General features: G+C 60.7%; 18 protein-coding genes. 7 read left to right on the plus strand and 11 right to left on the minus strand.

Annotation, left to right across the window (positions count from 1 at the left end; genetic code table 11):
* Window positions 1-144 precede the first annotated feature (144 nt).
* Window positions 145-1452: a type III glutamate--ammonia ligase gene (gene glnT / locus AC1DYF_RS08850; protein ID WP_477876338.1), complete on the plus strand. Its 1308-nt coding sequence runs from the start codon at window positions 145-147 to the stop codon at window positions 1450-1452.
* A 189-nt stretch (window positions 1453-1641) separates the two neighbouring features.
* Here the strand turns inward: glnT and AC1DYF_RS08855 are convergent, their stop codons facing one another.
* Together AC1DYF_RS08855 and AC1DYF_RS08860 are read right to left on the minus strand one after the other, a co-directional pair.
* The gene (locus AC1DYF_RS08855; RefSeq protein ID WP_477876339.1) at window positions 1642-2259 is read right to left on the minus strand and encodes a TetR/AcrR family transcriptional regulator; all 618 of its coding nucleotides are present in this window, start codon (window positions 2257-2259) and stop codon (window positions 1642-1644) included.
* 258 nt (window positions 2260-2517) lie between these two features.
* Window positions 2518-4980, minus strand: a complete 2463-nt coding sequence (locus AC1DYF_RS08860) for a glycoside hydrolase family 3 C-terminal domain-containing protein (protein WP_477876340.1) — start codon at window positions 4978-4980, stop codon at window positions 2518-2520.
* A gap of 264 nt (window positions 4981-5244) precedes the next feature.
* On the opposite strand from AC1DYF_RS08860, the gene AC1DYF_RS08865 reads away from it, so the two are divergent.
* Entirely contained in the window at window positions 5245-5835 is a 591-nt protein-coding gene (locus AC1DYF_RS08865) for a TetR/AcrR family transcriptional regulator (RefSeq protein ID WP_477876341.1), read from the plus strand.
* Between the two features lie 94 nt (window positions 5836-5929).
* Here AC1DYF_RS08865 and mctP read toward each other — a convergent pair whose 3' ends face one another.
* The 5 genes from mctP to AC1DYF_RS08890 all read right to left on the minus strand — a co-directional run bounded on the left by mctP (window position 5930) and on the right by AC1DYF_RS08890 (window position 11132).
* Window positions 5930-7405, minus strand: coding sequence for a monocarboxylate uptake permease MctP (gene mctP / locus AC1DYF_RS08870; protein ID WP_477876342.1), 1476 nt, complete (start codon window positions 7403-7405; stop codon window positions 5930-5932).
* Window positions 7395-7592, minus strand: a complete 198-nt coding sequence (locus tag AC1DYF_RS08875) for a DUF3311 domain-containing protein (protein WP_477876343.1) — start codon at window positions 7590-7592, stop codon at window positions 7395-7397. The genes mctP and AC1DYF_RS08875 overlap by 11 nt, the downstream gene beginning before the upstream one ends.
* Window positions 7593-7861: 269 nt before the next feature.
* Entirely contained in the window at window positions 7862-8506 is a 645-nt protein-coding gene (mctR, locus tag AC1DYF_RS08880; protein ID WP_477876344.1) for a two-component system response regulator MctR, read from the minus strand.
* Window positions 8503-9882, minus strand: a complete 1380-nt coding sequence (gene mctS / locus AC1DYF_RS08885) for a two-component system sensor histidine kinase MctS (protein WP_477876345.1) — start codon at window positions 9880-9882, stop codon at window positions 8503-8505. Before mctS ends, mctR begins: the two co-directional genes overlap by 4 nt.
* Window positions 9883-10001: 119 nt before the next feature.
* Window positions 10002-11132, minus strand: a complete 1131-nt coding sequence (locus AC1DYF_RS08890) for an ROK family transcriptional regulator (RefSeq protein WP_477876346.1) — start codon at window positions 11130-11132, stop codon at window positions 10002-10004.
* 180 nt (window positions 11133-11312) lie between these two features.
* On the opposite strand from AC1DYF_RS08890, the gene AC1DYF_RS08895 reads away from it, so the two are divergent.
* The 5 genes from AC1DYF_RS08895 to AC1DYF_RS08915 are packed head-to-tail and all read left to right on the plus strand — an operon-like array spanning window position 11313 to window position 16739.
* Window positions 11313-12599: a glycoside hydrolase family 30 protein gene (locus AC1DYF_RS08895; protein WP_477876347.1), complete on the plus strand. Its 1287-nt coding sequence runs from the start codon at window positions 11313-11315 to the stop codon at window positions 12597-12599.
* Window positions 12600-12636: 37 nt separating this feature from the next.
* Window positions 12637-13899: an ABC transporter substrate-binding protein gene (locus AC1DYF_RS08900; RefSeq protein WP_477876348.1), complete on the plus strand. Its 1263-nt coding sequence runs from the start codon at window positions 12637-12639 to the stop codon at window positions 13897-13899.
* Window positions 13900-13957: 58 nt separating this feature from the next.
* The gene (locus tag AC1DYF_RS08905; protein WP_477876349.1) at window positions 13958-14881 is read left to right on the plus strand and encodes a carbohydrate ABC transporter permease; all 924 of its coding nucleotides are present in this window, start codon (window positions 13958-13960) and stop codon (window positions 14879-14881) included.
* Complete coding sequence (locus AC1DYF_RS08910) at window positions 14878-15708, plus strand: carbohydrate ABC transporter permease (RefSeq protein ID WP_477876350.1); 831 nt, start codon at window positions 14878-14880, stop codon at window positions 15706-15708. The genes AC1DYF_RS08905 and AC1DYF_RS08910 overlap by 4 nt, the downstream gene beginning before the upstream one ends.
* Window positions 15709-15743: 35 nt before the next feature.
* Window positions 15744-16739 (plus strand): ABC transporter ATP-binding protein, encoded by a 996-nt coding sequence (locus AC1DYF_RS08915; RefSeq protein WP_477876351.1) that lies wholly within the window; start codon window positions 15744-15746, stop codon window positions 16737-16739.
* A gap of 184 nt (window positions 16740-16923) precedes the next feature.
* On the opposite strand, the gene ggt is transcribed toward AC1DYF_RS08915, so the two are convergent.
* The 4 genes from ggt to AC1DYF_RS08935 are packed head-to-tail and all read right to left on the minus strand — an operon-like array spanning window position 16924 to window position 20868.
* Window positions 16924-18516 carry a gamma-glutamyltransferase gene (ggt, locus tag AC1DYF_RS08920; protein WP_477876352.1) on the minus strand — a complete coding sequence of 531 codons (1593 nt, stop codon included), beginning with the start codon at window positions 18514-18516 and terminating at the stop codon, window positions 16924-16926.
* Window positions 18517-18531: 15 nt separating this feature from the next.
* On the minus strand, window positions 18532-19257 hold the full coding sequence (locus AC1DYF_RS08925; protein WP_477876353.1) for an ABC transporter permease: 726 nt from the start codon (window positions 19255-19257) through the stop codon (window positions 18532-18534).
* On the minus strand, window positions 19254-19967 hold the full coding sequence (locus tag AC1DYF_RS08930; RefSeq protein ID WP_477876354.1) for an ABC transporter permease: 714 nt from the start codon (window positions 19965-19967) through the stop codon (window positions 19254-19256). Before AC1DYF_RS08930 ends, AC1DYF_RS08925 begins: the two co-directional genes overlap by 4 nt.
* Before the next feature lie 55 nt (window positions 19968-20022).
* Window positions 20023-20868 (minus strand): transporter substrate-binding domain-containing protein, encoded by an 846-nt coding sequence (locus AC1DYF_RS08935; RefSeq protein ID WP_477876355.1) that lies wholly within the window; start codon window positions 20866-20868, stop codon window positions 20023-20025.
* Between the last annotated feature and the right edge of the window lie 52 nt (window positions 20869-20920).

Below are 20920 nucleotides of genomic sequence, written 5' to 3' on the forward strand. Positions count from 1 at the left end.
CGGGCGGCGTTTGCCTGACACGCACTTGATGAGGCGTATGCCGGCGATCGTCGACCCATGCGAATTCGGTCCGCACCGAGCACTGGTGCGGCCCTTTTGAATGAAGGGGCAAAAGCCCCTCCGGCAAAGAATGGGGAACTACGAATGACTGACAATCTCGAGGCCTGGGCCAAGGAACGCGGCGTCAAATATTTCATGATCAGCTATACCGATCTCTTCGGAGGCCAGCGCGCCAAGCTGGTGCCTACAGCTGCGATCGCCGGTATGCAGAAGGACGGTGCGGGCTTTGCCGGCTTTGCCACATGGCTGGACCTGACGCCTGCGCATCCGGACCTCTTTGCCATTCCCGATGCATCCTCGGTCATCCAGCTTCCCTGGAAAAAGGAAGTCGCCTGGGTGGCTGCGGATTGCACGATGGAAGACAAGCCCGTCGACCAGGCGCCCCGCGTTCTCTTGAAGAATTTGATCAAGGAAGCGGCAGGCGAGGGGTATCGCGTCAAGACGGGCGTCGAAGCGGAGTTTTTCCTGATCAACTCTGACGGCACCGCGATATCGGATGAATTCGATGCCGCGGAAAAGCCCTGCTATGATCAGCAAGCCGTGATGCGGCGATACGATGTGATTGCCGAAATCTGCGACTATATGCTCGAACTCGGCTGGAACCCCTATCAGAACGATCATGAGGACGCCAACGGCCAGTTCGAAATGAACTGGGAGTTCGATGACGCGCTGGCGACCGCCGACAAGCATTCCTTCTTCAAGTTCATGGTCAAGTCGGTCGCCGAGAAGCACGGATTGCGCGCCACGTTCATGCCGAAGCCGTTCAAAGGCCTGACCGGCAATGGCTGCCATTGCCACATTTCGGTGTGGAGCACGGATGGCGCCACCAATGCCTTCGCCGACAAGACAGCCGATTTCGGCCTGTCGCAGAAGGGCCGCAACTTCCTCGGCGGCATCATGAAACATGCCTCTGCTCTGGCGGCGATCACCAATCCGACCGTCAATTCCTACAAGCGCATCAATGCGCCGCGGACGATCTCCGGTGCAACATGGGCGCCGAATTCCGTCACCTGGACCGGCAACAACCGCACGCACATGGTACGCGTGCCTGGGCCCGGCCGTTTCGAATTGCGCCTGCCCGACGGGGCGGTGAACCCCTATCTGCTCCAGGCGATCATTATTGCCGCCGGCTTGTCGGGGCTGCGCAGCAAGGCCGATCCGGGCCGCCACTACGATATCGATATGTACAAAGACGGTCACACAGTCACCGGCGCACCGAAACTTCCGCTCAACCTTCTCGACGCTCTGCGTGAATACGAGAAGGATGAGGACCTCCGGGCGGCGATGGGCCTTGGTTTCTCCGCGGCCTACCTCAAGCTGAAGCACAATGAGTGGAACGCTTACGCGTCCCATTTCACGGCCTGGGAACGCGAGTCGACGCTCGACATCTGAGGCCAAGAGGACACGCCTCATCGACTGCTGTCTCCCGAAAGGGTCTCCGGCTTCGGGAGACATGCGCAAAACAAAGAACAGTTTTGCTGCAAGAGACGATGCGGATCTCGATGTCCGACGATCTTGCCGGTTAAGTGTTGGGCATGCGGGCCTGCTCGACTTGGCTGGGAATACCGCGCCATGCATCGGCTATCGGTTCACTGTCACCCGAAACTCCGGCTTCACATAAAGCTCCAGCACCTTGTCGATCACATAGCCGACGAAAAAGTCGTGGTTCCAGCCCAGGCATTGGGTGATCTGCTGCCAGGAGGGCGGGGAGGCGAGCATGTAGATGAAGCAGGCGGCCTCGACAATGTCTGTGCCGTCCTTGACATGGCCCTCCGCCTCGATGCGCTTGAGAAAAACCTTCTCGATCGTGTCGCGCAAATCCTTCATCCGCGCCTGCAGCGCGTCGCGGGCATCGTCGTCGGTCAGCGAGGCGGAATAGAGCGCCAGGAGCAGCGGGCCGGCTGTCGGCATGGAATTGAGCCAGACCTTCAGCATCGCTACCAGGCTTTCCACGCCAGAGACGTCAGGAAGACCGTTGAACAGGACATCGGCGCACTCAAGCTGCCGGTCGTTGAACTGTGCCACCTCGAACAGCAGATTGGTACGACTTTGGAAATGCCAGTAGACGGCCTGCCGGGTGAGACTGGCGGCCTTGGCGATCTTCGTCATCGTCAGACCGGCAATGCCCTCGTTTCTGGCCATCGACCAGGCGGCCTCGACGATCGCCTGATGCGACATCTCTTTCGCGCTCTTCTGCATTTGTCATTTGTAAAATACTTTGGTGATTTCTTCAATATGCCGGATAGTTCATGTTTAACATACGTAAAGTATTATCAACAGCAAAATGAGACGGTGAAAATCGGGCGGAGACCCGGCGCCGGGCGCATCCCCGGCGTCCTGTTGGCTGCGATTTCGTAGGCTATAACAATCCTCCGAATGCGATGGATCGTTCAGGCCATGGCGACACGTGAGCGACGCGATCGCACTTGAACTCGACCGGGGTCCTTCAGCCTGCCGCTAGCACGAAGGCGGCAGGACGTAGTTGAAGGGTGAGGGCAGGTCGATGACGAACCTGACATCCGCTGCATTTGATGCCACGATCAGCTGATAGTCGCCCGGCTCGGCCCGGAAGGCGCCGGCCTCGACGTCGAAATAGGCGAGGTCACGCGGCAGGATGGTCATCACAGCCGTGCCCGTTTCATTGGGTTGCAGCAAAAGTTTGGTGAAGGCGCGCAGTTCCTTGTCCGGCCGCTCCACCTTGGTCTTGGGCGAGCGCACATAGAGCTGGACCAGTTCCGAACCGGCCCGTTCGCCGATATTGGTCAAGTCAATGCTGATCGTCACGCCGTCGGGACCCATTTCAGCGGCTGACAAACGTGGCTCGCTCCAGCTGAAGCGGGTATATCCAAGGCCGAAGCCGAATGGGAAGAGTGGCTCGACGCCCCGTATATCGTGATGCCGGTAGCCGACGAAGACGCCTTCGGCATAGCGTACCTGTCCGTCCTTGCCAGGATAGACGGCAGGATCGCCGGTCATGCTGGAATTGTCGGATAGCGTCTTCGGGAATGTCTGCGGCAGGCGCCCGCCGGGCTCGACATCGCCAAACAGGACGTCGGCGACGGCATTGCCCAGTTCCTGCCCGGGATACCACATCTGCATCACGGCGCGAACCTTGCCGAGCCAGGGCATTTCTACGGGGCCGCCGGTCTGCAGCACGACGATCGTGTTGGGATTGGCGGCAGCGACACGCTCGATCAGTTCCTCCTGCCGGCCCGGAAGCCGCATGTCGGGCAGGTCCAACCCTTCAGTATCCCACTCGCCGTCGCGACCGACGAAGAGCAGCGCCACATCGGCGTTGCGGGCAATCTCGACCGCTGCCTGGAGATCGGCCTCGCCGAGCGGCTTTTCGACGCCGAAACGAATGGCCGTGAGATTGATTCCCTCCTCGGTCACTGGCGACGGTTCATATTCGACGGTGACCGTATAGGCCCGGCCAGCATCGAGCAGGACTGAACCGCGCTGTTCGTCATTGGCGGTGCCGAAATAGTTCTCGCCATGCGTCCAGCCATCATAGCCGTTGACCGTAAGCCTGCCATCGACGAAGAGGCGCGCCAGGCCGGCATTGGTCATGCCGAAGACATGGTCGCCACTCTCTTCGGGCACGAATTGCATCGTCATCCGGGCCGAGAAATCGGCCGGGTCGAGTTCGCCTGACGGCAGCACGAACCAGAAGAATTCCCCCTTGTCGACAGTCTCGACATGAACAGGAGCGCCCTGGCAGCCGCGCCCTCTAAAATACTCGGTGGTGATCTTGCCCTTGAAGACGTCGATCAAGCGGTTATGACGGCAGCCGACCGCGTGGCTGATGCTGTTGGCATTGGACAGCGCCGCGCGAATGCCGTCGAGCGGGCTGACCGAGTAGTGCGCCGCAATCTGCGCGCTGCCGCCACCCATGACGCGTGCCGTGGCCGCATTCGGTCCGAGCACGGCAAGCCGGTCGAGCGACGTCTTGGCGAGCGGCAGGATACCGTCATTCTTGAGCAGCACGGCGCCTTCGGCCCCGAGGCGCCGGATCAGCGCCCTGTCCTCGGGCAGGTCGACCGCCTGTTCGGCAAGATCGGGCTTGGTCTCGAACGCGCCGACGCGCTCGAGCAGCCGCAATATCCGCCGCGCCGCCGCCCGCACCGTTTCCGCGTCGACCTCGCCTTCCTGCACAGCCGCGACCAGCTTCTCGCCACGGTCGCGCGCCGGTCCCGGCATTTCGAGATCGAGGCCGGCATTGACCGTCTCGGCGGTCGAATGCGAGCCGAACCAGTCCGACATGACGATGCCGTCGAAACCCCATTCCTCGCGCAGCACCTGGGTGAGCAGCCAGGGATGCTCACTCGTATAGGTACCGTTCAGGCGGTTATAGGATGACATGACGGCCATCACGCCGGCGCGCTTGACCGCCTGCTCGAACGGCGGCAGGTAGATTTCACGCAGGGTCCGCTCATCGATGTCGGAGGACATGGTCTGCCGCTCGATTTCGGATTCGTTGCCGGCGAAATGCTTGATCGTCGCCGCGATCCCCTGGCTCTGCACACCCTGGATATAGGCGACGGCCAGTTCGGCCGTGAGCATGGGATCCTCGGAATAGCATTCGAAATTCCGCCCGTTGAGGCCGGATCGATGAATGTTCACCGTCGGTGCAAGCAGCACGGCAGCCCCCTTGCTCTTCGCCTGGCCGGCGAGGGCCACACCCATTTGCTTGACGAGATCAGGATTCCAGGTGGCGCCAAGGGCGATCGCAACGGGAAAGCAGGTCGCCTTTACGCCGGCAACCAGAGAGCCGGCACCGCGCGCGCCATTCGGCCCATCCGTCACCTTGATCTTTGGCACGCCGAGCCGCTCGACGGGAACGGTCGTCCAGAAATCGGCGCCGGACAGCAGGGAGACCTGCTCTTCGAGCGTCATCTGGTCGAGAATGGAATCGATCATGCAAACCTCCCGTTCAATCGAATTTGGACATGCCGAGTCGCAGGCCTCCAGCCGCCACTGTCGTCACTAAACTTACCGATTACTCGGTATTTTTAAGATGTCAATAGCCGGACCATGATGTATGAAGGGGGGCGCTGAAGAAATCTGCTGCAGGGATGTCAAACCGTCGCCATCCGGATAGAAGAAGCAGAAGAAAACGATGGGGAGCTTTGCGAATTGAAGTCCGTGCAGGAGGAAAAAAGGCGCCGATCCCCGAAGGGAGAAATGCGTCGCGCCGAAATCCTGACAGCTGCGATGCGGCGCTTTGCCGAAGACGGCTACCAGAATGCCGCCATAGGCGACGTGGCCCGGGACGTCGGCCTGTCGCTGCCTGGCTTGCTGCATCATTTCCCCACCAAGGTCGATCTTCTGCTTGCCATACTGGACAAGCGCGATCTCGACAGTGCCGATATCATCGGCCATTACCGCGCTGATCTTCGCAGCCTGCTTACGGGCATGATCGAAGTCTTCCGCCGCAATGCCGAGATGATCGAAGTCGTCCGCGCCTTCGCTATCCTGAACGCCGAGAGTCTGACGAAGGATCACCCCGCCAAAGCCTGGTTCCGCGATCGTGCCACACAACTGCAGAACGACATCGCAACGACTTTCGAGTGGGCCGCCGCCGATGGCACGGTGGATGGCAGGATCGATGGCAAGGCGATGGCAGCTGAGCTGATCGCGGTGATGGACGGCCTGCAGATGCTCTGGCTGCGCGATCCCGACCGCTTCGATATGGTCGGCGGATTGGAAGCCTATGTCCGTCGCCTGCTGGCGAGCCTTGGTTTGGACGCCGATTTAAAAGGCGTTGAGCGATAAGAACGGGTTGCTATCCGCCGCTTTCCGTGGCCGCGCCACATCTTCGCCGACGGCTTCGAGTGCGAAGGGTTGAAGCCCTCCGCACCCGACAGGTTTAGGCGTTTGCCGGAGCTTTCGCCGGAACCATGGCGTTGATCGCCACCGCGACCACGATGTTCGCGGCGAGTGCAAGCAGACCGGTATAGACCGTGAAAGGTTCTCCGCCGAGGCTGATCATGTGCAGCGGCTTCCAACCGGCGTCCCAGACGAGGAATGTGCCGCCAAAGAAGCCGACGAACCAGCCGGCCAGCAGTGCCGGCGCCTTGAACCAGTTGGTGTAGAGCCCGAAAACCAGAGCCGGAAGCGTCTGCAGGATCCAGATGCCGCCGAGCAATTGCAGATCGAGTGCAAACTGGGTGGGCAGGAAGATGATCACCAGCAGCGCACCGACCTTCACCACCAGTGAGGTGATTTTCGCCACCTTGGCTTCGCCGGCGTTGCTGACTCGGGGATCGACATAGGCTTTCCAGAAATTGCGGGTGAAGAGATTGGCCGCGCCAATGCTCATCACCGCCGCCGGCACCAGCGCGCCGATGGCAATCGCGGCGAAAGCAAAGCCGGAGAACCAGCCGGAGAACAGCGTCTTGAACAGGGTCGGAACCACGTCGGTTGCGCTGTCGAGCTTCAAGTTTGCGGCATGGCCCATGTAGCCGAGCAGGGCGAGAAGGCCAAGCAGCAGCGTGTAGGCCGGCAGAAGCACGGCGTTCTTGCGGATCGTCTTGCCGCTGTTGGAGGCGAAGATCCCGGTCAGCGTATGCGGATACATGAAGGCTGCGAGCGCCGAACCAAGAGCAAGCGTCGCATAGGCGACATATTGGCCGCCACCGAGCAAGAGATTGCCCTTGCCTGCGGCCTGGAACGCGGCATCGGCAGAGGCAAAGACATTGGCATAACCGCCGAGCTTTGAGGGTATCAGTGCCACGGCGGCGAGTACCACGATATAGATCATGATGTCCTTGACGAAGGCTATCAGGGCAGGCGCGCGCAGGCCGGCCGAATAGGTGTAGAGCGCCAGCACGATGAAGGCCACGGCGAGCGGCAGTTCACCATGCAGGCCGAGCGCCTTCAGCACCGCCGTCATGCCGACCAGCTGCAATGCGATATAGGGCATGGTGGCGATCACGCCCGTGGCTGCGACGGCAAGTTCGAGACCGCGCGAGCCATATTGCCCGTGCACGACGTCGCCCGCCGTCACATAGCCAAAATCCTTGGCGCGTTTCCACAGAACCGGCATGACCATGAAGACGAAGGGATAGACGACGATCGTATAGGGCAGGGCGAAGAAGCCATAGGCGCCGACCGTATAGACGAGAGCCGGTACCGCGATGACCGTATAGGCGGTATAGAAATCGCCGCCGACCAGGAACCAGGTGATCCAGGTGCCGAAGCTGCGTCCGCCCAGACCCCATTCATCGATGTGGGCAAGCGTTTCAGGCTTGCGCCAGCGGCTGGCGACGAAGCCCATGATGGTGACGAGCGCGAAGAAGAAGATGAAGACAGCGAGTGCGGTGGGATTGATCTCAGTCGTCATGGCGCGTGCTCCGATAGGCGATCCAGGTCAGCGCGGCGGTGATCGGCACCCAGAGCAGCTGATACCAGTAGAAGAACGGGAAACCGAACAGAGCCGGCTCGCGCATATTGTAGAAGGCCGGCCAGAGCAGGCCGATATAAGGAATGACGAGCAGCCAGAGCGCTGCCTTGTTCTGTGGTTTTTCCACGTCGGATACCTCTCGGGCGCCGGATGTCGGCACCAAGTTGCAGTTGTCGGCTTGGAAGGTGATTTGTCAGTCGCTGGACGGAGTGAGCCTGGCTCGTCCTGCAGCGACCGGTTTTCCGAATGAACGGAAGAAGGCGTGACGCATTTGAAGTCCTCCCAACGGCTCGCGCTCGGCCAGCCGTAGCGAAGTCCTATGGCGGAGCTTTTCGTCCGGCAAGGGGGCTCAAGGCATGAAATAGCCGGGCCTACCCAGAACTGGGTAGACGGGTTTTACCCTGCTTTCGCGCCGATTCCATGATCCAGCGCGTAGCGGATGAGGCCGGCCGTCGTGGCGATCCCGAGCTTCTTCTTGAGGTTCTTGCGATGTGTCTCCGCCGTGGCGGGGGTGATCCCGAGGCTCTCGGCGATCTCCTTGTTGCTGCGGCCGGCGACGATCAGGCCGAGCGTATCGCGTTCGCGCGGCGTCAGGCCGTCGCCCTCGTCGGGAGAACCCCGCTCCATCAGCGCATCGTGAACACCGGACGAGAAATATCTCCCCCCACCGGCTACGATCTCGATCGCCTTGACGATCTCATCGGTCGAGACGTCCTTGAGGATATAGCCCGCAGCGCCGCGCATGACGGAGGAGGAGATATATTCGCGGCTGTCATGCATCGACAGCATCACGATCCGTGCCTCGGGCAGCTCTTTGCGGAAAAGCTCGATCGCATCGATGCCGCTGAGCTTCGGCATGTTGATATCCATGAGCACGACCTGCGGCCGGACCTGTTTTCCAATATCGAGGCCGAGCTGTGCCGACGCCGCAGTGCCGGAGACTTCGATATGGTCGAAGGTTTCGAGCACGGCCTTCAGGCCATCGAGCACGAGCGGATGATTGTCGATCAGCAGGATCTTGATCTTGAAGCGGTCGGTCATGCGGCTTCCGCGCGTGTGAGTGGAAGGCGATTGGCCGATTTCGGCATCATCGCCGTCAGCGTCGTGCCCGCCGCGCTGCTGTCGATCAGAAGCAGGCCACGGAAATGCGCCATCCGTTCCTGCATGTTGCGCAGGCCGAGGCCAGATCTATCCGCGGCCCCCTCCTTGCCGAAGCCGGTGCCATTGTCCGACACTGTCATGCGCGCGCGTCCCCCATCAGTCCAGAGCCTGACGTCAAGCCTGGTGGCGCCGGAATGCCGTTCGACATTGTTGAATGCCTCCTGCGCGACGCGGTAAAGGGCTGTGCTCGCCTCCGGCTTCAGCATATCGACGAAGCCCGCCGCGCCGATTTCCGTCTCGATTGCCGTGCGCTCGCCAAAATGATGGCAGAGCGCTTCAAGCGCTGCAGTCAGTCCGAGATCGTCGAGGGCACGTGGACGCAGATCATGGGAGAGCCGCCTGATCTCTTTGATCGCGCCGTTCAACGCTTCGACACCGCGGTCGATCGTGACGGCGGCCTCCTCGACATTGGTCTTCACCTTGCGGCTGGCAAGGTCCATCGTGTAGCGCACGCCAAGCAGGTTTTGGGAGATGCCGTCATGCAGTTCCCGCGCCAGCCGCGAACGCTCCTCTTCCTGTGTGTCGATCACCCGTTGGGTCAATTCTTTTAGCCGGCCATCGGCCATGCGGCGTTCATGGAAGGTGAGAAACATGCAGGTGGTGAACACGACCAGCACCGCAGGCACGGCGATCAGCGCGACGATCACAAAAGTCTTCTTGATACTGGCGCGCATGGCGATGTTCGCGGCGGCACTTTGCGCATAGACATCGTCGAGATAGACACCGGTCCCTACGACCCATCGCCATTTGTCGAGGCTGACGACAAAGGACAGCTTGTCGGCGATCTGTCCGGTGGACGGCTTCTGCCATTTGTATTGGTGCAGGCCACCGCCGGCCTTGGCCGTGGCGATCAGTTGGGCGATCACCTTGTCGCCATCGGGGTCGGTCAGGTTCAGCCAGTTGCGCCCGTGCCGAAAACTCTGGCGCGGATGAACGATATTGTTGCCGTCATAATCATAGACGAAGAAATAGCCGTCCTTGCCGTAATCGAGCGAGGTCAGGATCGCCGCCACCTTGTCCTTGGCGGCCTGGTCGTCGAGAGCCGCTTCGCCATAGGTTGACTGGATTGCCGACAGTGCGAGATGGGTCAGGTTGAGAATCTCGGCTTCCTTGGCCTTCAGCATATTCTGCTCGAATGTCGCGATATTATCTCGGGCGAGCTTTGCCGATTGCCAGGTGATGAAGGCCGTGATCGCCAGGATCGCAATCACCAGCGGAATGATCGCAAGCGCGATGATCTGATGTCTCAACGTCACGAGATGGACTCCCAAGGTGGCCGATAGGCCGAGAATTCCATTCAGTAAGGCGTCAAGTATGGCATGCGGTCAAGCGGGGCTGAGTGCGTGCTTGCGATCTGATGTTTCGTCGCCCCACCTTATTTCGCTGAAAAGAAGCTTTGGATCGCAAGCGCTGCAGCGCCCCGCGCCCAATAGTCGGGATGCCAGTCGATGACGAGTTCAGGTCTGGTCAGGGGATACTGGCGTTCGAAACCCTGCCGGACCGCATCCGTCAAATGCGACCCGAAACGAATAGCCTCGCCGCTCACGATGACTAGCTTCGGATCGACGAACATGACGAGGTTGGCGAGCCGCTCGCCCAGTTCACGGCCGGTCTGTTCAAGAAACGCGATCGCCTCGGGGTTGCCGCTTTCGGCAGCGTGCTGGAGGTCGGTTCCGTCTCCGATCAGCCGCCATCGCTCCATGAGCGAGGGTTCGGAAAACCGCGCATCCCACGTCGCCGCGGATGCCGGATCGCCCGGGTCACGGCAGAATCCGATCTCGCCGGCCGCATAATGCGACCCGCTCAGCACCTGTCCGTTTATAACAACTGCTGCCCCGACCCCGGTTCCCATGATGAACACCGCGATCGAACCATGCGCACGCCCATGACCGAAGAGTTGCTGCGCAATGGCATAGGCGTTGACGTCGTTGTCGATCCACACGGGAATGTTGGCACTGGCCTCGACCAGGGCGGCGATCGGAACCGTGTCCCAACCGAAACGGTGCGACCTCATGCAGACGCCCCGATCCCGGTCGATGAGCCCCGGCAGCCCCAGACCCATGCCGACGAGTTTCCTGCGCCGTTCGTCTTCATCCGGCATCAGGCGCGCGACGATATCATGGCATTTTGCCGCCACGATTTCCGGCGACGGTTCGGGAATATCGAGCTGGATGGATTTGAGAGGGGAGGTCGCCAGGTCGGTCAACACCGCCTCGATACTCCCAGACATGATCTTGACGCCGATCGAGTATCGACTGGCATAATCGATCTGCAGCGAGATGGGCCGGCGGCCTCCCGAACTCTTCTGTTGCGGGCCCTCGAAAATAAGGCCGTCTTCCATCAAGTCGGTGATGAGCGTGGTCACCGCTGCTCCGGATAATCCCGTTGTCTGCGCGAGCTCCACCCGGCTGCGCGAGCCTTCCCGCCGCAGGATATCGAGAATGAGCCTTCGGTTCGTTTTCCTGATTTCCGCGGGGTCGCCTTTTCCGTGCATCGCGATGGACATCTCATTGATCTTCCTACGATCTCTCATAATCCCGAGACGCTGTACATCTCCTACTTACTTAATTATCTTAATTAAGTATTGCAATATGCGTGATCCGGTGTTATCAAGCTGACCGACAAAGGGCGGGAACGGAACACGGGATCACCCGAGCCAAAAAGCCCGAGAGTACCGGAGGATCAATTGCGGATCATTGTTTCAACCAGCCAGGCCGCCTGGGTGGAGGATGAATGTCGCCCTGTCGGCGGCAATGCGGACGTAGAAGCATCTGGCACGATAACGCCGAATTTCCGCGGCTTCGGCGCCTGCTTCAGCGAGCTATCATGGATCGCCCTTCAGGCGGCGGAAGAGGGCTCCCGCGCTATCCTGATCGACAAGGTCTTCTCGCCGCAGGGTCTCGATCTGCATTACAACCGTCTTCCGATCGGCGCGAGCGACTTTGCCGAAAGCTGGTACAGCCATAACGAAACCGAAGATGATTTCCCGATGGAGCATTTCTCCATCGCACGCGATCACCGTTATCTCCTGCCTTATCATCGCGCCGCCAGAGCGGCGCATGGCCGCGATTTCACCCTCTTCGCGTCGCCCTGGAGTCCGCCGACCTGGCTCAAGGACCACAAGGCCCATAACTTCGGCAGGCTCATCTGGAAGGATGAATATCGCAAGGCGCACGCGCTCTATCTCGTCAAATTCGTCGAAGCTTACAGAGAGCTCGGCATTGAGATCAGTGCCGTACATGTCCAGAACGAACCTGACTCCGATCAGAAATTCCCCTCCTGCTGCTGGACCGGCGATCGGCTGCGTGACTTCATCCGCGACGATCTTGGCCCCGTCTTCGACGTCAGGCGCGTGGATGCGGAAATCTGGCTCGGAACCATTGAACGTCCGAGTTTCAACGATTGGGTTGCGCCAACCCTGCTCGATCCCGTCGCGCGGCGAAGGATCGGCGGCGCCGGCTTTCAATGGGCGGGCAAGAACGGCATTCAGCGGTTTCGGCAAGCCGCGCCGGATCTGCCCCTGATCATGACCGAAAATGAATGCGGCGACGGCGCCAATAGCTGGGCCTATGCGCATTATGTCTTCGATCTCGCGCAGCACTTCCTGAGCAACGGCGTGCAGGCCTATGTCTATTGGAATGTGGTGCTCAAAAAGGGCGGCATCAGCACCTGGGGCTGGAAGCAGAACTCGATGTTCTCAGTCGATGACCAGACGGGCGAGTTGATCGAGAACCCCGAATATCAGCTCATGCGCCATCTTGCAGGCTTTGTGCGGGAAGGTGCTGCGGTGCTTGAGACGTCCGGGCGCTGGGCGGCAAACGCGATCATGTTCCGCAACCATGACGGCACCGATGTCGCCGTGCTGCAAAATCCCCTGAACGAAGAATGCGAAGTCCGCGTCGGCATTTCCAACGCGGTCTGGTCGGCGGTGCTGCCGCCCAAGTCCTTTGCCACGCTTACCAACCGGGCCTGATGGAAACGATCACGGCTCACACCTGAAGGAGGAGAGAATGAGAAAGCTTACCATGCTGGCCGCGATACTCGCGGCGGGAACCTCTATGATTGCGTCGGTGGCGCTTGCCGGCACGACCGTCAAAATATTCCGCTCTGAGACGAGCCCCGATGAAAGGGCGTTCAACGAAGAGGTTGCCAAGACATATGAGGCCACCCATCCCGGCATCGACATCAAGTTCGAATATGCGGAGACGGAAGCCTTCAAACAGAAGCTGCCGACCCTTCTCCAATCCGGCGATAAGCCCGACATTTTCTACAGCTGGGGCGGCGGTGTTCTCAAGGACCAGGCCGCGGCCGGCTTCCTTAGGGATATCAGTGCCGAAGTGAACGGGGCCTGGGCGAAGTCGCTGTCGGCGGCCGGCGTCAATGCCTTCACGGTCGATGGCAAGGTGGTCGGGGTTCCCGTGAGCGCCAGTGACGTCGGCTTCTGGGTCAACAAGACGCTTGCCGCCAAGGCCGGTATCGATCCGGCCGCGATCAAGACCTGGGACGATTTTCTCGAGGCGGTCAAGAAGGCGAAGGCCGCCGGCATCACGCCGATTGCCGTGGGGGGCAAGGACAAGTGGCCGCTGCATTTCTATTACGGCTACCTCGCCGTCCGGGAAGCGGGACAGAAGGGCTTCGCCGGTGCGATGGCAGGGGCGGGCGACGGATTCGGTTCCGAAGCGTTCATAAAGGCGGGCCGTGAATTCAAACGCCTCATCGACCTAAAGCCCTTCCAGGCTGGGTTCATGGACGCCACCTACAGCCAAGCCTCCGGCATGTTTGGCGACGGCAAGGCCGTCTTCCATCTCATGGGCGATTGGGACTATGATTCCGCGCGCAAGAATTCCGTAAGCGGGAAGGGGATTCCTGACGCCGACCTGGCCCTGATCCGCTTTCCCGCCGTCAAGGACGGCGTGGGCGCTCCGACCGATACCTTCGGCGGCATCAACGGCTGGGCAGTCACGGCGTCCGCCAAGCCGGAAGCGATCGACTTCCTGAAATTCTTCACCACCAAGGAAATCCAGTCGCAGTCCGCCGAGAAGGGCTTCTTCATTCCGGTCGCGATCGGGGCCGAGAAGGGTTTGAAGAACCCGTTCTTCGCCCAGATCTCTGCTGCTCTCGGCCGGTCGACATTCCACCAGGTCTTCCTCGACCAGGCGCTCGGCGCGAATGTCGGCGCAACCTTCAACGACATGTCCGCCGATCTCGCGCAGGGCAATACCACGCCCGAAGATGCCGCGGCGGCCATCCAGGACGCTTGGGTCAATCGGTGATGATCTGGGGCGGCGGCGTGGCCCCCCCCGCCCGTATCCGGATTGGGAGGAGGATGCAATGCAAGTTGATGGTTTGGCCACTCGACCCGCGACGGCTGGCGCGCCGAGTTGGATTCGCGATAGCAGGCTGCCTGCGATCGCCTTGATGCTGCCGCCCGCTCTACTGCTGTTCACGGTCTTCGTGATCCTGCCTTTGATCGATGCAGGTTACTACAGCTTCTTCAAGTGGAATGGCTACGGCTCGCCGACCGACTTTGTCGGTCTGCAGAACTATGTCCAGGTTCTCAACCACTCGGTCTTCTACCGTTCACTGCTCAACACGCTGATCATCCTGCTGGTATCGTTCGTGGTGCAGATACCGTTCGCTCTCGGCCTGGCGCTGCTGATCTATCGAAAGACACCGACGAACACTATTTTTCGGATGGTCTTCTTCGTGCCCTTCATTCTCGCCGAGATCGCCTCCGGCCTGATCTGGAGTTTCGTCTTCGACGGCAATGTCGGGCTTGCGGCAGGATTGTTCCGATCGCTCGGGCTCGAACCGGTTTTCGTGCTGGCCGACAGGAACTGGGCCTTCCTCGCGATCACGATCGTCGTCGTCTGGAAGTATTTCGGCTTTCATATGATGGTTTATATCGCCGCCCTGCAAGGCGTGCCCGAGGAACTCATCGAAGCGGCCAAGATCGAGGGCGCGGGGCGCGCAGCGATTGCCCGCCACGTGCTCATCCCGCAAATCAGGTCCGCCCTGGTCGTCAGCGGCTTCTTTGCGGTCGTCGGCTCGCTGCAGCTCTTCGACGTCGTCATTCCCCTGACGAACGGGGGACCGTCGAACTCGACCCACACGATCGTATCCTATCTCTACACCTTCGGCCTGCTGCGCTTCCGCATGGGCTACGGCAGCGCCGTCGGCGTCCTGCTCTTCATCGCGGCCGTCACCGTCGCGGCCGTCTACCAGACCCAGCTCAATCGGGAGGCTCGTCGATGAAAATGTCGGAACTTCTGCCGCGTGCCGGCCGGTGGCTGGCGCTGACCATCACCTCCGTCTTCGTGCTGACGCCGATGCTGGCAACCGTTCTCGGTGGCTTCAAGACCAACGGTGAACTGCRCATCAATCCGTTCGGGCTGCCGCAGGAATGGCACCCGGAATTCTATTCCGCCATCGCGCTCGATCCGGCTTTCTGGCGATACATGGGCAATTCGCTGATCATATCGATGTCGACCGTCGCGTTGACCTTGATCGTCGGCGCGGCCGCGGCCTATGTCTTCGCGCAGATCAAGTTCTTCGGCGCGCGCTATCTCCAGTCCTATCTCCTGCTTGGGCTGGTGTTTCCGTTTGCAACCGCGATCCTGCCGCTGTTCATCAAGGTCAGGGACCTCAATCTGCTCGACAGCCTGTGGGCCGTGATCCTGCCGCAGACGGCCTTCGGTCTTTCTCTGTCGATCATGCTGTTCAAGACCTTTTTCGAGCAATTGCCCAAGGAACTGTTCGAGGCGGCCTATGTCGAAGGATGCGGCTATATCCGCTTCTTCTGGCAGTTCACCCTGCCACTGTCGACGCCCATTCTCGCGACCGTCGGAGTCTTCGCCTTCGTGTCGAGCTGGAACAATTTTCTGCTGCCGCTGGTGGTGTTGAACTCCAGGGAGCTGTTCACCTGGCCGCTCGGGATGATGCAGTTCCGCGGTGACTACATGGTCGAATGGAACCGCACGCTGGCTTTCATAGCGCTGACGATCATCCCATCGATCGCCTTCTTCTTCGCAGCCCAGAAATACATCGTCGCCGGCCTGACGGGCGGAGCCGTCAAAGGCTGACGCTTGGAGCATGAAATCCAACTGGAGGAAACAAAATGACAGATGTGGCAATCAGTTCGCTCAACAAGACGTTCGGCGCCGTGGAGATCATCCCCAACCTCGATCTCCTCGTCCCGCACGGCTCCTTCACGGTCCTCGTCGGGCCGTCGGGATGTGGGAAATCGACCTTGCTGCGCATGATCGCGGGATTGGAAACCCCATCCCGCGGCACAATCGCCATCGGCGGCGCGGATGTCACGCACGAAGAGCCGTCCAAGCGCGGCATCTCGATGGTCTTCCAGTCCTATGCGCTCTTCCCGCATATGAGCGTGCGCCAGAACATCGATTTCGGCATGCGCCTTGCCAAAATGCCGAAGGAGGAGCGGGACAAGCGCGTCGCCTACGCGGCCTCGGTCCTGAAACTCGAAACCCTTCTCGACCGTAAGCCGGCCGCCCTTTCCGGAGGTCAACGCCAGCGCGTCGCCATCGGACGCTCGATCGTCCGCAACCCCAAAGTCTTCCTGTTCGACGAGCCGCTTTCGAACCTGGACGCGGCACTGCGAACCCAGATGCGGGTGGAATTGGCGGAACTTCACCAGAGGCTCGGAGCCACGATGATCTATGTGACCCATGACCAGGTGGAGGCGATGACGCTTGCCGACCAGATCGTCGTCATGAATGCGGGACGCATAGAACAGGTGGGCGGTCCGCTCGAACTCTATGAGCGGCCCGAGACCGAGTTTGTCGCCACCTTCATCGGTTCGCCGAAGATGAACCTGATCCGGGGCACCGCCGCAGAAGAATTCGATGCCGCCACTGTCGGCATCCGGCCGGAGCATGTCATCTTCGATCGGCAAGGGCCCTGGGAAGGCAAAGTCAGGCTGATTGAGCGGCTGGGAAATGAATCCATTGCCTATGTGGATGCTGAAATAGGCGAGATTACAGTTCGTACCGCAGGCAACATCGAGATCCCAAATGGCGACGCGGTCCGTCTGGCTCCGCAGGGCGAGCACCTGCATCGCTTCGACAATGAGGGGCGCAGGAAAAGATGACCTGCTCGTGAAAGGTGGGGCGAATGACCTGCTTGGTGCCGGTGGAAAACGACCTGGGCGGCAGTTGCGGCCAGTTTCGCCAAAGGTCTGCCCCTGCGATTGAGTATTCGGATCGCGTGGAGGAAGGTCGTCAGGACGCCCGGTCTTGAGCCTGGAATGTTCGCCGCGGCCCCCCTGCCTTCCTTCAAAGTCCCAGCGCACAACCATCCTTGCGCGGCTCGGAACCTCCCGTCAGCGTGCCGTTCGCCCAGTCGATACGGATTGCCTGTGCCCCGCCGATCGGGTCCTCTGCCGGAATGATTTCGAAGCCGCGGTTGCAGAGTTCAACTGCCGTCTCGGGGGATAGGGTGTGCTCGGCCTCCACCTTCGTACTGCCTGACACCGGCACCACTCTCGGCAGGTCGATGGCGTCCTGGATATCCATGCCAAAATCGAACACTTTTGATATGAGATGGGCGTGGCCCATCGCCTGATAGTATCCGCCCATGACGCCAAACGGCATCTCGACCCGGCCATCCCGGACCACCATCCCCGGAATGATCGTGTGCAATGGCCGTTTGCGAGGCGCCACGACATTGGGGTGATCGGAAGCAAGCGAGAAGCTCTGGCCGCGATTGTGGAGCACGATGCCGGAGCGGGGTGACACCAGACCCGTGCCAAAACTGTCGAAGATCGAATTGATGAAGCTTACGGCATTCCGATCCCTGTCGACCACGGAAATATAGACCGTATCCCGATGGCGGGGCATTTCGAACGACGGTAGGTCCCAACGCGCCCGCTTGAGATCAATCTTGCCGGCAAGGAGATCTGCGGTGGCGTCAGACAGCAGCGCGGAGACGGGAATGTCAGCCTTGTCAGGATCCGCAAGCAAGGCATCGCGCGCCGCATAAGCAAGCCGTGTCGCCTCGATCTCGATGTGCAGCCGGTCAGTCGATTGCGGATCACCCTTTGCCTCGAAACGGGAGAGGATGTTGAGGATCATCAGTGCGATCACGCCCTGCCCGTTCGGTGGGCATTCGTAAATGTCGTGGCCGCGGAATTCGGACTTGATCGGCGTGACATAGTCACCGCCGGCGGCAGCGAAATCCTCCATCGTATGCAGTCCGCCAAGCCCACGCAGATAGTCTACCATGTCCTCGGCGACCGGCCCGGTATAGAAGGCATCGCGTCCCTTCCTGGCGATCAGGCGCAATGTCGCGGCCAGTTCGGGCTGGCGATGCACCTCGCCGATCCGGGGTGCACGGCCTTTCGGCAGGAAAATCCGTGCTGCCGTCGCGTCGCGGGAAAGCAGGCTTTCTTCCAGCAACCAATCACGGTGCACGCGCGGAGAGATGGCATATCCCTCTTCGGCAAAGCAAATTGCCGGGGCAAGCACCTGGTCGAACGGCAGCCTGCCGTGATCGGCGTGCAATCGCGTCCAGGCGTCGATCGCGCCCGGGATCGTGACCGCGCCGGGAGAGTGGCGCTCGACCTCCGTCATGCCGCGTTCGATGAACCAGTCGCGCGTCAGTGCGGCCGGCGTGCGGCCTGATCCATTGAAAGCAATGACGTCGCTCGATTCGCCTGGCGATAGCAGCGCAAAGCAGTCGCCGCCGATGCCAGTCGAGCCCGGCTCGACGACACATTGCACCGCGCAAGCTGCGATCGCCGCGTCCATCGCATTGCCGCCGGCCGCGAGTATCCGGATGGCTGTCAGCGTTGCCGATGGATGCGAGGTCGCTGCCATCGCTTCGCATGCGACGACGACCGAGCGTGAGGGTTTCTCGAAATTGCGCACGGATGATCCTTTCTGTCAGGCGTGGCTCGTCGCGACCATGGTCGCTGGCGCGCTGCGCCGCATATCCGGCGACAACCTGTGTTCAAGTATGGACAGAGCCCGGATGAGCGAGAAGTTGAGGGCGAGATAGATGCCGCCGGCACAGATGAAGACCTCGACCGGACGGTAGGTTTGGGAAATCAGCCCTTGAGCGACGCTGGTGACTTCCATCAGCGTGATGATCGAGGCCAGCGACGTTCCCTTCACCATCAGAACGATTTCGTTGCTGTAGCTCGGGATGCATTGACGCAAGGCGAGCGGCAAAACGACGAGCCGATAGGCGAGAGCGCGTGACATGCCCAACGAGCGTGCAGCCTCGACGAGGCCGGCAGGCACGGACTGGATGGCGCCGCGCAGGATTTCGCTGCCATAGGCGGCGGTGTTGAGCGACAGCGCCAGAATGGCGCACCAGTGGGGCTCCCGGAACAATCCCCACAGCCCGACAGCTTGCAAGCCGTGACGAAACTGGCCCAGGCCGTAGTAAATCAGAAATATCTGCACCAGCAGCGGGGTGCCGCGGAAAAGGGCGACAAAGCCGCGTATTGGCAGGCGGACGAGCGCGGAACTGCCTTGCTGCACCAGTGCGAGTGTCAGGGCAAGCATGAAACCGATTGCGATCGAGGTGGCGGCCAGTTCCAGCGTCAGTGGCAGGCCCGATAGCAGTTTCGGCAGGATTTCCGCATAGAAGGCAAAATCGATCATGCGCCGCGGGCTCCGCGCCAGGCCCTGAATTCGGCCAGCCGGAAAACCTGGCCGGTGACGAGCGCAATGGCGAAATAGAGGAACGCTGCCGCGGTATAGAAGAGGAAAGGCTCTCGCGTCGAGCCCGAGGCGATCTGCGCCTGGCGCATCAGTTCGACGAGGCCGATCACCGAAATCAGCGCCGAGTCCTTCAGGACCAGTTGCCATACATTGCCGAGACCGGGCAAGGCGTGGCGGAGCAGTTGCGGCAGCATGACGAGACGCAATCTCTGCAAGCGCGACAGCCCAAGCGCCCGGCCGGCATCTGTCTGCCCTGGATCGATCGCAAGATAAGCGCCGCGGTAAACCTCCGATTGATATGCCCCGGAGATCACGCCGATCGCCACGACGCCGGCGCCGAAGGTCGGCAGTCCGACGAACCCCGCTCCGCCCAAAGCATGGTCCAGGCGGGTCAGCACGATGCTGCCGCCATAATAGAGAAGATAGATGGTCAAGAGATCGGGCACGCCGCGGAAGACGGTGCCATAGACGCTGGCCAGCCATCGCAGGGCGGCAACGGAGGAGAGGCGCCCGGCGGCCGCCGCGCCGCCGAGCAGGATCCCCGCCGTAAACCCGACCAGGGAGAGCAGCGCGGTGACGCCGGCAGCGATCAGCAGCGCCGTTCCCCAACCTCCTTCGCCGAAGCCAAGAAGTCCAAGTCCGTCAGTCATCTATGCATGCCCATGAAAAGAAACCAATCAGAGATGGTCATCAGGCGAAGCCGTGTCATTTGACCGGTGTCACATCGGTGTGGACCCACTTCATCGATATCTTCTTGATCGTACCGTCGGCAATGGCCTCGTCGATCGCCTTGTTCAGCATCGCCTTCAGCGCCGTATCTTCCTTGCGCAGGCCCGCTCCCGTGCCACGTCCGAAGACGCCGCCGACAAAGCCTGGTCCGGCGAGCGTATAGTCGGCGAATTCCGGCTTTGCGAGTGTGGCAGCCAAGGCTGTCTGCTGGGCAAAAAGCGCGTCGATACGGCCTGCTGCGAGATCGAGATCGTGCTCTTCCGTCGTCTTGTATTCCCGGATTTCCACGACATCGCCAAAATACTTCTTGAGGAAGTCGAGGTTCGTCGTTGCCGCCTGCACGCCGACAATCTTGCCCTTGAGCAGCGGTCTGAGCTTGTCGATCGCCGCTTGCGCGGCGGTGCCGTCGTCGAGCTTGAATTTCTCGCCGGTGATACCGAGCTTGCCAAGCTCGCTATCCTTGGCCGCGGCAAAGCCAGACGGATCGACAGCGTAAGCCTGGGTAAAATCGATCGTCTTGAGGCGCTTGTCGGTAATGAACATGCTCGCCATGATGACGTCGAACTTGCCGACCGTCAGCGACGGGATCAGACCGTCCCAGTTCTGGGCGATGATCTTGCACTCAATCTTCATCCGGGCGCAGAGATCATGCGCAAGGTCGATCTCCAAACCATCGAGCTTGCCGTCAGCCGTGGTGAAATTCCACGGGGCATAGGCGCCTTCGGTGGCGATGGTAATGGATTTTGGTGCGTCGGCGGCAACGGCGCCGAATGCGATGGTGCAGACAACCGCGGCGAGGGCGGCAATACGACGGATACTCATCAGATTTCCTCTCAGATTTCAGTGTTTGATTGTTTCCCCATCCGGTGCCGAT

It is taken from the genome of Rhizobium sp. P2_G9 (genome assembly GCF_056403475.1).